14 protein-coding genes are annotated in these 12,596 nt (G+C 38.9%); 13 read left to right on the top strand and 1 reads right to left on the bottom strand.

The genetic code is table 11. From position 1 onward, the window contains the following. Positions 1 to 28: 28 nt before the first annotated feature. A complete protein-coding gene (gene pbp3 / locus HMPREF2957_RS02385; RefSeq protein WP_070677187.1) occupies positions 29 to 1,270 on the bottom strand; it encodes a D-alanyl-D-alanine carboxypeptidase PBP3 in 1,242 nt (413 codons plus the stop codon). A gap of 105 nt (positions 1,271 to 1,375) precedes the next feature. On the opposite strand from pbp3, the gene HMPREF2957_RS02390 reads away from it, so the two are divergent. From HMPREF2957_RS02390 to HMPREF2957_RS02450, 13 genes are all read left to right on the top strand, one after another. Then, positions 1,376 to 2,476, top strand: a complete 1,101-nt coding sequence (locus tag HMPREF2957_RS02390; RefSeq protein WP_070677189.1) for an AI-2E family transporter — start codon at positions 1,376 to 1,378, stop codon at positions 2,474 to 2,476. Between the two features lie 199 nt (positions 2,477 to 2,675). Continuing rightward, a complete protein-coding gene (gene tuf / locus HMPREF2957_RS02395; RefSeq protein ID WP_004253262.1) occupies positions 2,676 to 3,872 on the top strand; it encodes an elongation factor Tu in 1,197 nt (398 codons plus the stop codon). 270 nt (positions 3,873 to 4,142) lie between these two features. Continuing rightward, the gene (gene tmk / locus HMPREF2957_RS02400; RefSeq protein WP_070677192.1) at positions 4,143 to 4,781 is read left to right on the top strand and encodes a dTMP kinase; all 639 of its coding nucleotides are present in this window, start codon (positions 4,143 to 4,145) and stop codon (positions 4,779 to 4,781) included. Then, positions 4,778 to 5,662, top strand: a complete 885-nt coding sequence (locus HMPREF2957_RS02405) for a DNA polymerase III subunit delta' (RefSeq protein WP_070677193.1) — start codon at positions 4,778 to 4,780, stop codon at positions 5,660 to 5,662. The genes tmk and HMPREF2957_RS02405 overlap by 4 nt, the downstream gene beginning before the upstream one ends. A 35-nt stretch (positions 5,663 to 5,697) precedes the next feature. After that, positions 5,698 to 6,015: a DNA replication initiation control protein YabA gene (gene yabA / locus HMPREF2957_RS02410; RefSeq protein ID WP_004253267.1), complete on the top strand. Its 318-nt coding sequence runs from the start codon at positions 5,698 to 5,700 to the stop codon at positions 6,013 to 6,015. Positions 6,016 to 6,017: 2 nt separating this feature from the next. Continuing rightward, positions 6,018 to 6,896 (top strand): 16S rRNA (cytidine(1402)-2'-O)-methyltransferase, encoded by an 879-nt coding sequence (gene rsmI / locus HMPREF2957_RS02415; RefSeq protein WP_070677195.1) that lies wholly within the window; start codon positions 6,018 to 6,020, stop codon positions 6,894 to 6,896. Between the two features lie 126 nt (positions 6,897 to 7,022). Further along, the gene (locus HMPREF2957_RS02420) at positions 7,023 to 7,454 is read left to right on the top strand and encodes a hypothetical protein (RefSeq protein ID WP_261674143.1); all 432 of its coding nucleotides are present in this window, start codon (positions 7,023 to 7,025) and stop codon (positions 7,452 to 7,454) included. Positions 7,455 to 7,611: 157 nt separating this feature from the next. Further along, positions 7,612 to 8,946, top strand: a complete 1,335-nt coding sequence (gene trmFO, locus HMPREF2957_RS02425; protein WP_070677197.1) for a methylenetetrahydrofolate--tRNA-(uracil(54)-C(5))-methyltransferase (FADH(2)-oxidizing) TrmFO — start codon at positions 7,612 to 7,614, stop codon at positions 8,944 to 8,946. Positions 8,947 to 9,029: 83 nt separating this feature from the next. After that, complete coding sequence (gene pyrH, locus HMPREF2957_RS02430) at positions 9,030 to 9,767, top strand: UMP kinase (RefSeq protein WP_004253279.1); 738 nt, start codon at positions 9,030 to 9,032, stop codon at positions 9,765 to 9,767. A gap of 8 nt (positions 9,768 to 9,775) precedes the next feature. After that, on the top strand, positions 9,776 to 10,333 hold the full coding sequence (frr, locus tag HMPREF2957_RS02435) for a ribosome recycling factor (RefSeq protein ID WP_006152642.1): 558 nt from the start codon (positions 9,776 to 9,778) through the stop codon (positions 10,331 to 10,333). A gap of 60 nt (positions 10,334 to 10,393) precedes the next feature. Further along, positions 10,394 to 11,248, top strand: coding sequence for an RNA-binding virulence regulatory protein CvfB (cvfB, locus tag HMPREF2957_RS02440; protein ID WP_070677199.1), 855 nt, complete (start codon positions 10,394 to 10,396; stop codon positions 11,246 to 11,248). A gap of 8 nt (positions 11,249 to 11,256) precedes the next feature. Next, on the top strand, positions 11,257 to 11,472 hold the full coding sequence (locus HMPREF2957_RS02445) for a YozE family protein (RefSeq protein WP_006154472.1): 216 nt from the start codon (positions 11,257 to 11,259) through the stop codon (positions 11,470 to 11,472). An 84-nt stretch (positions 11,473 to 11,556) separates the two neighbouring features. Further along, positions 11,557 to 12,543, top strand: coding sequence for a PhoH family protein (locus HMPREF2957_RS02450; RefSeq protein ID WP_036752940.1), 987 nt, complete (start codon positions 11,557 to 11,559; stop codon positions 12,541 to 12,543). Positions 12,544 to 12,596 lie beyond the last annotated feature (53 nt).

Consider the following 12,596-nt stretch of genomic DNA (forward strand, 5'->3'; position numbering starts at 1 on the left):
AGAAAAATCGCGAGTTATCGCGATTTTTTTATAATTTTTCATTGACGAATCGGATGAAGCGATTCCACCAAACTTTTAAGAAGAAGGCTTTCTCTACATTTTTATCAGAAATCATTTCAAAGGTTGGTTTGTCAGTGGTGATATAACCTTGACCAACTAAGTCCTTGTCATCATAGGTCAGATGTCCAACGACTGTACCTGCTTCAAGTGGTGCAGTATGCTCAGTACTATCAGGTGTGTAAGTAACAGATGACTGTGCTCGACTACCGAGACGCTGAACAATTTTTATATCTTCTTTAGCAACTGCTGTAACCGTATCTTGCTTTCCGTCATAAACTGGAGATTTGCTATCTTGGTAGCTTTCTCCTTGATTGACGATTGTTTGAAGAGCGAAATTAGATGAGATATAATCTAGAAGAGCTGAAGTTGCTGTGAAACGAGCGTAGGGATTGGTATCTTGGTTGTCAGCGTTTAAAACAACAGTGATGATACGCATTCCTTTTTCTACAGTCGTACCTACGAAGGATGCTCCAGCTTTATCAGTCGTACCAGTTTTAAGGCCATCAACACCACCACGATAGGCAGGTAATCCCTCTAACATATAGTTTGTAGAATGAATAGTCATCCCTGAAAAAGTAGAAGAAGGTTTCTTGGTGATTTCTAGAACCTGAGGGTATTTGAGAATCAGATTACGAGCGACGATCGCAACATCATAGGCACTCAGTTTGTTTTCATCATCTTTCTTAGAGCCGGGATAGATATTATCTCCAAGAGTCTCATTATTTAGACCAGTTGTATTGACGAGGGTAGCATCTTGAATCCCCCATTCAAGAAGTTTGGCTTTCATCATATCGACAAAGTCTTTTTCTGATCCAGCAACCTTTTCTGCCAACGCGATAGCTGCACTATTGGCACTAGAAACCAATGTTGCTTCTAACAACTCTTCAACAGTATAGTTACGAGCTTCCATAGGAACGTTACTTGCCGCAGAATTGGTTGTCAACTGGTAGGGATAATCTGAAATTTCTACCGGAGTGGAAAGAGTGATTTTCCCTTGTTCTAGGGCCTCATAGACCAAGTAAACAGTTAGCAACTTACTGATAGAGGCAATCTCTACAGGTTGAGTGGCATCTTTTTCATATAAAATCTTACCAGTATTAGCTTCAACAGCGATGGCGTGTTTTGCTGCGACATCAAAATCCTGAGCAAAAACAGTAGTAGCCGAACCAAATGAAATAAGTGTTAGTAATGTTAAAAATAATTTCTTCATAGTAATTGTATTCTATCATAAAGACAAAAAATATTCTTGTTTTTATAATGAAGGTTATCAATCTTTTTCGAAATATGGTAAAATAGGAAAAAGAGGAGGTGGCTTATGTTTCGGAGAAATAAATTGTTCTTCTGGACCACTGAGATATTATTAATTACCTTAATTTTCTACTTATGGAGAGAAATGGGTGCTATTATTACACCGTTTGTAAGTGTCGTAAATACAATCATGATTCCCTTTTTACTAGGTGGATTTCTATACTACTTAACAAATCCAATCGTCATCTTTTTAGAGAAGGAATGTCGCATTAATCGAATCATTGGGATTTTGTTAACCCTTTGTGTCCTCATTGGTTCTCTGGTGATAGGTGTAGTATATCTTTTACCGATTTTAATCAATCAGTTGAGTAGTTTGATTAATTCTAGCCAAGGTATTTATGGTAGACTCCAAGATTTAGTAATAGAATTATCAAAATATCCTGCTTTTCAAGAGCTAGATATTCAACAAACAATCCAACAATTAAATCTTTCCTACATCGATATTTTGCAGAATATCTTGAATAGTGTGACAAATAGTGTGGGAAGTGTCCTTTCAGCTTTGGTAAGCACTGTTTTAATTATCATTATGACACCGGTTTTCTTGATTTATTTCCTTTTAGATGGTCATAAATTCTTACCGATGCTAGAAAGAACTATTTTAAAGCGAGACAAACTTAATATATCTGGCTTAATAACAAACTTGAATGAGACTATTTCCCGTTACATAAGTGGAGTATCAATCGATGCATTCATTATCGGGTGTTTGGCTTTTATCGGTTATAGTGTGATTGGCTTAAAATATGCATTAGTATTTGCTATTTTCTCAGGTTTAGCAAATTTGATTCCTTATGTTGGACCGAGTATTGGACTAATTCCGATGATTATTTCAAATCTGTTTACGGATCCTCAAAAGATGATTATAGCAGTTATCTATATGCTGATTATCCAACAAGTAGATGGGAATATCCTATACCCTCGTATTGTTGGTGGAGTCATGAAAGTTCATCCGATTACAATTCTCGTGCTATTATTGTTGTCAAGTAATATCTATGGTGTCGTAGGTATGATCGTTGCCGTTCCTACCTACTCAATTCTCAAAGAAATATCCAAATTCCTAGTCCGACTTTATGAAAAACATAAAGAAGTACAAGAAGTGGTAGAAAAATAAAGATTTTAAAAAGAAACGGATTCATCTGTTTCTTTTTTTATCAATAAATCGACAACTTATAGTAAGAACAAGAATAATTAATAAAAACTTTGTAAAACACTTGCAATTTAGCTAAAATTTGATAAAATAGTAAGGAAAGTTAGACTGTATTGCCTACTGTCTATCTATAAAATATATTTTATTGGAGGCTTTTACTCAAATGGCAAAAGAAAAATACGATCGTAGTAAACCACACGTTAACATTGGTACTATCGGACACGTTGACCACGGTAAAACTACCCTAACTGCAGCTATCACAACTGTTTTGGCACGTCGCTTGCCTTCAGCAGTTAACCAACCTAAAGACTATGCGTCTATCGATGCTGCTCCAGAAGAACGCGAACGCGGTATCACTATCAACACTGCGCACGTTGAGTACGAAACTGAAAAACGTCACTACGCTCACATCGACGCTCCAGGACACGCGGACTACGTTAAAAACATGATCACTGGTGCCGCTCAAATGGACGGAGCTATCCTTGTAGTAGCTTCAACTGACGGACCAATGCCACAAACTCGTGAGCACATCCTTCTTTCACGTCAGGTTGGTGTTAAACACCTTATCGTCTTCATGAACAAGATCGACTTGGTTGACGACGAAGAATTGCTTGAATTGGTTGAAATGGAAATCCGTGACCTTCTTTCAGAATACGACTTCCCAGGTGACGATCTTCCAGTTATCCAAGGTTCAGCTCTTAAAGCTCTTGAAGGTGACTCTAAATATGAAGACATCATCATGGAATTGATGAACACTGTTGATGAGTACATTCCAGAACCAGAACGTGACACTGACAAACCATTGCTTCTTCCAGTCGAGGACGTATTCTCAATCACTGGACGTGGTACAGTTGCTTCAGGACGTATCGACCGTGGTACTGTTCGTGTCAACGACGAAATCGAAATCGTTGGTATCAAAGAAGAAACTTCAAAAGCAGTTGTTACTGGTGTTGAAATGTTCCGTAAACAACTTGACGAAGGTCTTGCAGGAGATAACGTAGGTGTCCTTCTTCGTGGTGTTCAACGTGACGAAATCGAACGTGGACAAGTTATCGCTAAACCAGGTTCAATCAACCCACACACTAAATTCAAAGGTGAAGTTTACATCCTTACTAAAGAAGAAGGTGGACGTCACACTCCATTCTTCAACAACTACCGCCCACAATTCTACTTCCGTACTACTGACGTTACAGGTTCAATCGAACTTCCAGCAGGTACTGAAATGGTAATGCCAGGTGATAACGTGACAATCGACGTTGAGTTGATCCACCCAATCGCCGTAGAACAAGGTACTACATTCTCTATCCGTGAGGGTGGACGTACTGTTGGTTCAGGTATGGTTACAGAAATCGAAGCTTAATTCGATTTAGTTCCCAGAAGAACAATTATTTAAGTCAGACATTAAAAGAATCTTGCTATGCAAGGTTCTTTTTTTCTAGTTATACAAAGACAAAATAAGACAGTATGGTAGTTGATTACGAATATAGAAACTTAATTAAATATTTATCTTATTTATTAACGAATGTATATCCTAGTTTTTCAGAATAAATTTTTATTAGGTTAAAAAGCTTTTCACAAATGCCTGTTTTTTTGATAGAATAGAAGGAAGAAAAAAAGAAATGAGTTCGTCATGTCAAAAGGATTTTTAGTCTCTTTAGAGGGGCCAGAGGGAGCTGGTAAAACGAGTGTGCTTGAAGCTATCCTCCCTTTGTTAGAAGAAAAGAATATTGAGTTTTTAACAACACGTGAGCCAGGTGGTGTTTTGATTGGTGAGAAGATTCGAGAAGTCATTTTAGATCCTAGTCATACTCAGATGGATCCAAAGACAGAGTTGCTTCTCTATATTGCAAGTCGTAGACAGCACCTAGTAGAGAAGGTCTTGCCAGCACTTGCAGCTGGAAAATTGGTCATCATGGATCGTTTTATTGATAGTTCAGTTGCTTATCAAGGCTTTGGTCGTGGTTTGAATATTGAAGCTATTGACTGGCTCAATCAATTTGCGACAGATGGTCTTAAACCAGATTTGACACTTTATTTTGATATTGAAGTAGAAAAGGGGCTTGAACGAATCGCGGCAAACAGCGATCGCGAAGTCAATCGTTTAGATTTGGAAGGTTTAGACCTGCACAGAAAAGTTCGTCAAGGCTATCTTTCCCTTCTTGAGAAAGAAGGTGAACGTATTGTTAAAATCGATGCGAGTTTACCACTAAATCAAGTGGTTGAAAATACTAAACAAGTTTTATTTGACAGAATGGGGCTGACAGAATGAATCAAGAGCAATTAAAAGCTTGTCAACCCCAGCAATTTGACCGTTTTGTTCATATCTTGGAACAAAAACAACTCAATCATGCCTATCTCTTTTCAGGGTATTTCGGAAGCATGGAGATGGCCTTATTTCTGTCTAAGAGTTTGTTCTGTACAGAAAAGCAGGGTGTCTTACCTTGCGAGTCTTGCCGAAATTGTAAGTTGATTGATCAGGAAGAATTTCCTGATGTCACCATTATTCGTCCGATGAATCAAATCATTAAAACGGAACGAATCCGAGAATTAGTTGGCCAATTTTCTCAATCAGGAATCGAAAATCAACGTCAGGTTTTTATTATTGAACAAGCAGAAAAAATGCATGCCAATGCCGCCAATTCACTACTAAAGGTCATTGAAGAACCGCAAAGTGAAATCTATATTTTCTTTTTAACCAATGATCAAAAACAGATGTTACCAACTATTCGAAGTCGGACACAAATTTTCCAATTTAAGAAGCAAGTCGAAAGCCTTAGGAATCGACTTGAACAAGCAGGATTGGTAAAAAATAAAGCAAGGCTTTTAGCTGAGTTTAGTCAATCGCAAGCAGAAGCCGAAAAACTGACAAATCAAACAAGTTTTTGGACTCTAGTTGAAGAAAGTGAACGATTCTATAGCTGGTTGGAGAATGGGAAAAAGGAATCCTACTTACAGGTTGCAAAATTAGCTAGCTTAGCAGATGACAAAGAAAAACAAGACCAAGTCTTTAGAATTTTAGAAGTTTTAGCAGGTCAAGAGGTTCAAAAAAATGTAGCACGTACAATATTGCAAAACCTTCTCGAAGCCAGAAAAATGTGGAAAGCAAATGTGTCTTTCCAGAATTCTTTGGAATACCTAGTTTTACAATAAAATGAACATGAAAACAGAAAAAGAAAGGGCTGTTCATGAACAAGAAAGAATTATTTGATGCCTTAGATGATTTTTCTCAACAGTTGTTGGCAACCTTGGCAGATGTCGAAGCCATCAAAAAAAATCTCAAGAGTGTTGTAGAAGAGAATACAGCTCTTCGCTTAGAAAACGATAAACTGAGAGAGCGCTTGAGTGAGGAAGAAGAAACAGCTCCAACTAAGACCAAGCATGTTAGAGAAAATGTGAGCCGAATCTATGACGACGGTTTTCATGTGTGTCGCGACTTTTATGGCCAACGTCGTGAACAAGATGCAGAATGTATGTTTTGTGATGAATTGTTGTTTAGGGAGTAAACATGCAGATTCAAAAAAGTTTTAAAGGGCAGTCACCATATGGTAAGTTATATCTTGTCGCAACTCCGATTGGGAATCTAGAAGATATGACCTTTCGTGCTATTCAGACTTTGAAAGAAGTGGACTGGATTGCTGCCGAGGATACTCGTAATACTGGTCTATTGCTGAAGCATTTCGATATTTCAACAAAACAAATCAGTTTTCATGAGCACAATGCCAAGGAAAAGATTCCAGATTTGATTGGTTTCTTGAAAGCAGGACAAAGTATTGCTCAAGTTTCGGATGCGGGTTTACCAAGTATTTCTGACCCAGGTCATGATTTGGTCAAGGCGGCAATTGAAGAAGATATAGCAGTTGTCACAGTTCCAGGTGCTAGCGCAGGAATTTCTGCCTTGATTGCCAGTGGTTTAGCTCCACAACCCCACATTTTTTATGGATTCTTACCTCGAAAATCGGGACAACAAAAGCAATTTTTCGAATCAAAAAAAGACTATCCTGAGACCCAGATTTTCTATGAATCTCCTCACCGTGTAGCAGATACGTTGGAAAATATGCTAGAGGTCTACGGTGATCGTTCAGTTGTCTTAGTTCGAGAATTGACTAAGATTTATGAAGAATATCAACGTGGAAGTATTACTGAATTGTTAGAAAATATTTCTCAAACACCGCTCAAAGGCGAATGCCTTCTGATTGTGGAAGGTGCTAGTCAAGAAGTAGTAGATAAGGATGAAGAGGATTTGTTCTCTGAAATACAAGAGCGCATCCAAGAAGGTGTTAAGAAAAATCAAGCCATTAAGGAAATCGCTAAGATTTATCAGTGGAACAAAAGTCAGCTCTACGCTGCCTACCACGAATGGGAAGAGAAACAAGAAAACGACTAAACAGGGAAGTTTTCCTTCTTCCCGAAATAGAAATAACAATCATAAACATTTTTAAGCGATGATGCAATTAGGAAGCTTTATATTAAAAACTCAGTTGAATTGGACTCCTTTGACTCCTATTATTCTTTGAAACCGAAAGAAGAATATAGTGGCAACCCTAAACCCCGTCTTGAAGAGAGAGATAAAAGAGAAGCAATTTTGAAAACGGATATAGAAGAACTTACTCCCTTAATTGAGGACCTAGACCCAAGTAGAGTCAACAATCTTGATGAAGAGACGCTTGTTCGCAATCGAGATCTACTTTTAAAAAGGGTTGCTGACAATCGTTCGACTTTTAGTATTGACATAGATATTGATATAGAACAGGTACGAAGACAAAATCTTCAATTAGCTAATGAGGATATTGACAACTGGACAGACTCTGATTTTCAATATTTACTTGCTCAAATAGTTGAAATTGAAAACTTGCCTAGAAATACAGAAGTAGGCTTTGGCATAACTTACAAAGACAAAAGTAATCGGTATGCTTTTAAATCTTTCAGTTTCAATAAAGAATAATTTTTTAAAGACATTCAGGAATCCTCCTGTCTGTCTTTTTACTTAGCTTTTTGGTATAATGAACCAAGTAATAATTTAGAAAGATTTGTGGGTTTCAAACAGTCCAGTAGCTTGTTTTGATATGAACTTAGGTTCCACCCAAAGAGGTATTAGTGTCATGTCTCAATCTTATATCAATGTTATCGGTGCTGGTTTAGCAGGTTCGGAAGCAGCTTACCAAATCGCAGAGCGTGGTATTCCGGTTAAACTCTATGAAATGCGTGGTGTCAAATCAACACCTCAGCATAAAACAGATAATTTTGCAGAATTAGTGTGTTCCAACTCATTACGAGGGGATGCTCTTACAAATGCTGTCGGGCTCCTCAAGGAAGAAATGCGTCGTCTTGGTTCTGTGATTTTAGAATCAGCAGAAGCAACCCGTGTTCCTGCAGGTGGAGCGCTAGCGGTTGACCGTGACGGTTTTTCTCAAATGGTTACTGAAAAAATTGCCAATCATCCTTTAATTGAAGTGGTTCGTAATGAAATTACAGAATTGCCGACAGATGTTATTACGGTTGTCGCTACTGGTCCCTTGACTAGCGATGCCCTGGCTGAGAAAATTCATGCCCTTAATGACGGCGATGGCTTTTATTTCTACGACGCGGCAGCGCCTATTATCGACGTCAACACCATCGATATGAGCAAGGTCTATCTCAAGTCTCGGTATGACAAGGGAGAAGCAGCCTACCTCAATGCTCCGATGACCAAGCAAGAGTTTATGGATTTCCATGAAGCCTTGGTCAATGCAGAGGAAGCACCCCTTAATTCTTTTGAAAAAGAAAAGTACTTTGAAGGTTGTATGCCAATTGAAGTTATGGCTAAACGTGGCATTAAAACCATGCTTTATGGCCCTATGAAACCAGTTGGTCTAGAGTATCCAGATGACTACACAGGCCCTCGTGATGGTGACTTTAAAACCCCTTATGCAGTTGTTCAGCTTCGTCAGGATAATGCTGCAGGTAGTCTCTATAACATCGTTGGTTTCCAAACTCACCTCAAATGGGGAGAGCAGAAGCGTGTCTTCCAAATGATTCCAGGTCTTGAAAATGCTGAGTTTGTTCGCTATGGCGTCATGCATCGTAATTCCTATATGGATTCGCCAAATCTTCTTGAACAGACATACCGTTCTAAGAAACAGCCAAATCTTTTCTTTGCTGGTCAGATGACTGGTGTAGAGGGCTACGTTGAGTCAGCTGCATCAGGATTGGTTGCTGGAATCAATGCTGCTCGTCTTTTCAAGGGAGAAAGCGAGGCTATTTTCCCAGAGACAACAGCTATCGGAAGTTTAGCTCATTATATCACTCATGCTGATAGCAAACACTTCCAACCCATGAATGTTAACTTCGGGATTATCAAGGAGTTAGAAGGTGAGCGTATTCGTGATAAAAAGGCTCGTTATGAGAAAATTGCAGAACGTGCCTTATCTGATTTAGAGAAAATTTTATCTGTCTAATTTTTTTGAAAGAATTGTTCATGATACTATAAAAATCCTTGAAATTGTGATAAAATAGGTAGGATGAAAAAAGGAGAGAGAAAATGGTAGAACCTAAGTATAAACGTATCCTAATCAAGCTATCTGGTGAAGCCCTTGCTGGCGAACGTGGTGTCGGTATTGATATCAAAACCGTCCAAAGTATGGCCCAAGAAATCAAGGAAGTTCACGAGCTAGGAATTGAAATCGCCTTGGTTATCGGTGGTGGGAACCTTTGGCGTGGAGAACCTGCAGCAGAAGCTGGTATGGATCGTGTTCAAGCGGATTATACTGGAATGCTTGGGACAGTCATGAATGCTCTTGTGATGGCAGATTCATTGCAACAAGCTGGTGTTGATACTCGCGTACAAACAGCTATTGCCATGCAACAAGTAGCAGAGCCTTATATTCGTGGACGTGCCCTTCGCCACCTTGAAAAAGGACGTATCGTTATCTTTGGCGCGGGAATTGGTTCACCTTACTTCTCTACAGATACAACAGCGGCTCTTCGTGCGGCTGAGATTGAAGCGGACGCTATTTTGATGGCTAAGAATGGTGTAGACGGTGTCTACAATGCGGATCCTAAGAAAGATAAAACGGCTGTTAAATTTGAAGAATTGACTCACCGTGATGTTATTAATAAAGGACTCCGTATCATGGATTCAACAGCTTCAACTCTATCAATGGATAATGACATTGACTTGGTTGTCTTTAATATGAACCAACCTGGCAATATCAAACGTGTTGTATTTGGTGAAAATATCGGAACAACTGTTTCAAACAATATCGAAGAAAAGGAATAAGAAAAATTATGGCTAACGCAATTGTAGAAAAAGCTAAAGAGAGAATGACTCAATCTCACCACTCACTTGCTCGTGAGTTTGGTGGTATCCGTGCAGGTCGTGCTAACGCTAGCTTGCTTGACCGTATTACTGTTGAATACTATGGTGTCGAAACACCTCTTAACCAAATCGCTTCTATCACAATTCCTGAAGCGCGTGTCTTGTTGGTAACACCATTTGATAAATCTTCATTGAAGGATATCGAGCGTGCTTTGAACGCTTCAGATCTTGGTATTACACCAGCTAACGATGGTTCTGTTATTCGCTTGGTAATCCCAGCTCTTACAGAAGAAACTCGTCGTGACCTCGCTAAAGAAGTGAAAAAAGTTGGTGAAAATGCTAAAGTAGCGATCCGTAATATCCGTCGTGATGCTATGGATGAAGCTAAAAAACAAGAAAAAGCTAAAGAAATCACTGAAGATGAATTGAAGACTCTTGAAAAAGATATTCAAAAAGCGACAGACGATGCTGTTAAACACATCGACGACATGACTGCCAATAAAGAAAAAGAAATCTTGGAAGTCTAAGAAATAAACAGAAAAACTCAGTTGGCATTGCTGGCTGAGTTTTATTCGAAAGAAGGAAACATGAATACAAATCTTGCAAGTTTTATCGTTGGACTCATCATCGATGAAAATGACCGTTTTTACTTTGTTCAAAAGGATGGTCAAACCTATGCTCTTGCTAAAGAAGAAGGTCAGCATACAGTTGGTGATACCGTTAAAGGTTTCGCCTATACGGATATGAAACAAAAACTTCGCTTGACAACTCAAGAAGTGACTGCGACTCAGGATCAATTTGGTTGGGGAACAGTAACAGAAGTTCGTAAGGATTTGGGTGTCTTTGTTAATACAGGGCTTCCTGACAAGGAAATCGTTGTGTCACTGGATATCCTACCTGAACTGAAAGAGCTTTGGCCTAAGAAGGGTGATAAACTTTATGTTCGTCTAGAAGTAGATAAGAAAGACCGTATCTGGGGAGTTTTGGCTTATCAGGAAGACTTCCAACGTTTGGCGCGTCCAGCATACAACAACATGCAAAATCAGAACTGGCCTGCAATCGTTTATCGTCTTAAGTTATCAGGAACTTTTGTCTATCTACCAGAAAACAACATGCTTGGATTTATCCATCCAAGTGAGCGCTATGCAGAGCCACGTTTGGGGCAAGTGTTAGATGTGCGTGTCATTGGTTTCCGTGAAGTTGACCGAACTCTTAATCTATCACTAAAACCTCGCTCTTTTGAGATGTTAGAAAATGATGCACAAATGATTCTGACTTACTTGGAAAGTAATGGTGGATTTATGACCTTAAATGACAAATCATCACCAGATGACATCAAGGCTACCTTTGGTATTTCTAAAGGTCAATTTAAAAAAGCGCTTGGTGGTTTAATGAAAGCTGGAAAGATTAAACAAGACCAGTTTGGTACTGAGTTAATATAGGGAAGCTTATGAGAAAATCATTTTATACTTGGCTTATGACAGAGCGTAATCCTAAAAGTCATAGTCCCAAAGCAATTTTAGCGGATCTTGCTTTTGAGGAGTCAGCCTTCCCAAAACATACGGATGATTTTGATCAAGTCAGTCGATTTTTAGAAGAACATGCTAGTTTTTCCTTTAATATGGGAGACTTCGATCGTATCTGGCAAGAATATTTAGAACATTAAAGATACCATAGGTGTTAAGGATAGCAATTTCTAATTGCCTTTGCTATAATAAAAAGAAATTAAAGAGTTAGAGAGGTTCTTTATTTGAAGGAACATTCAATAGACATTCAGTTAAGTCATCCAGATGACCTGTTTCATCTTTTTGGTTCCAATGAACGCCATCTTCGCTTGATGGAGGATGAGTTAGATGTTATCATCCATGCTCGTACAGAGATTGTACAAGTTTTGGGAGAGGAGTCTTCTTGTGAAGAAGCACGGCAAGTAATTCAAGCCTTGATGGTCTTGGTCAATCGTGGCATGACAGTAGGAACTCCGGATGTGGTGACAGCCATCAATATGGTTAGAAACAATGAAATCGATAAGTTTGTTGCCCTCTATGAAGAAGAGATTATCAAAGACAATACTGGTAAGCCAATACGTGTAAAGACACTGGGTCAAAAACTTTATGTAGATAGTGTTAAGAACCATGATGTTACCTTCGGGATCGGGCCGGCGGGGACAGGAAAAACTTTCCTAGCAGTGACCTTGGCTGTTACAGCTCTCAAACGTGGTCAAGTCAAGCGTATTATCCTGACTCGTCCAGCAGTAGAAGCTGGAGAAAGCCTAGGATTTCTACCTGGTGATTTGAAAGAAAAAGTAGACCCTTATCTTCGACCAGTATATGATGCCTTGTACCAAATTCTTGGGAAGGACCAAACAACTCGTCTCATGGAGCGAGAAATTATTGAGATTGCACCTTTGGCCTATATGCGTGGACGTACCTTGGATGATGCCTTTGTTATTTTGGATGAAGCTCAAAATACAACCATCATGCAGATGAAGATGTTCTTGACACGTCTTGGATTCAATTCTAAAATGATTGTCAATGGGGATATTAGCCAGATTGATCTGCCGCGTAATGTTAAATCAGGTCTGATTGATGCCCAGGAAAAACTTAAGAACATTCACCAGATCGACTTTGTACACTTCTCAGCCAAGGATGTGGTTCGCCATCCAGTCGTTGCTCAGATTATCAGAGCCTATGAACCTCGACCTGTCAAAGCTGAAGAAAATCAAGAAGAAACAGAATAAAGAAAAAGAGCAGTTGAAAAACTGCTCTTAATTTTTTTTTTTTTTTTTTTTTT

It is taken from the genome of Streptococcus sp. HMSC062D07 (genome assembly GCF_001814215.1).
GTDB classification, from domain to species: domain Bacteria; phylum Bacillota; class Bacilli; order Lactobacillales; family Streptococcaceae; genus Streptococcus; species Streptococcus infantis_I.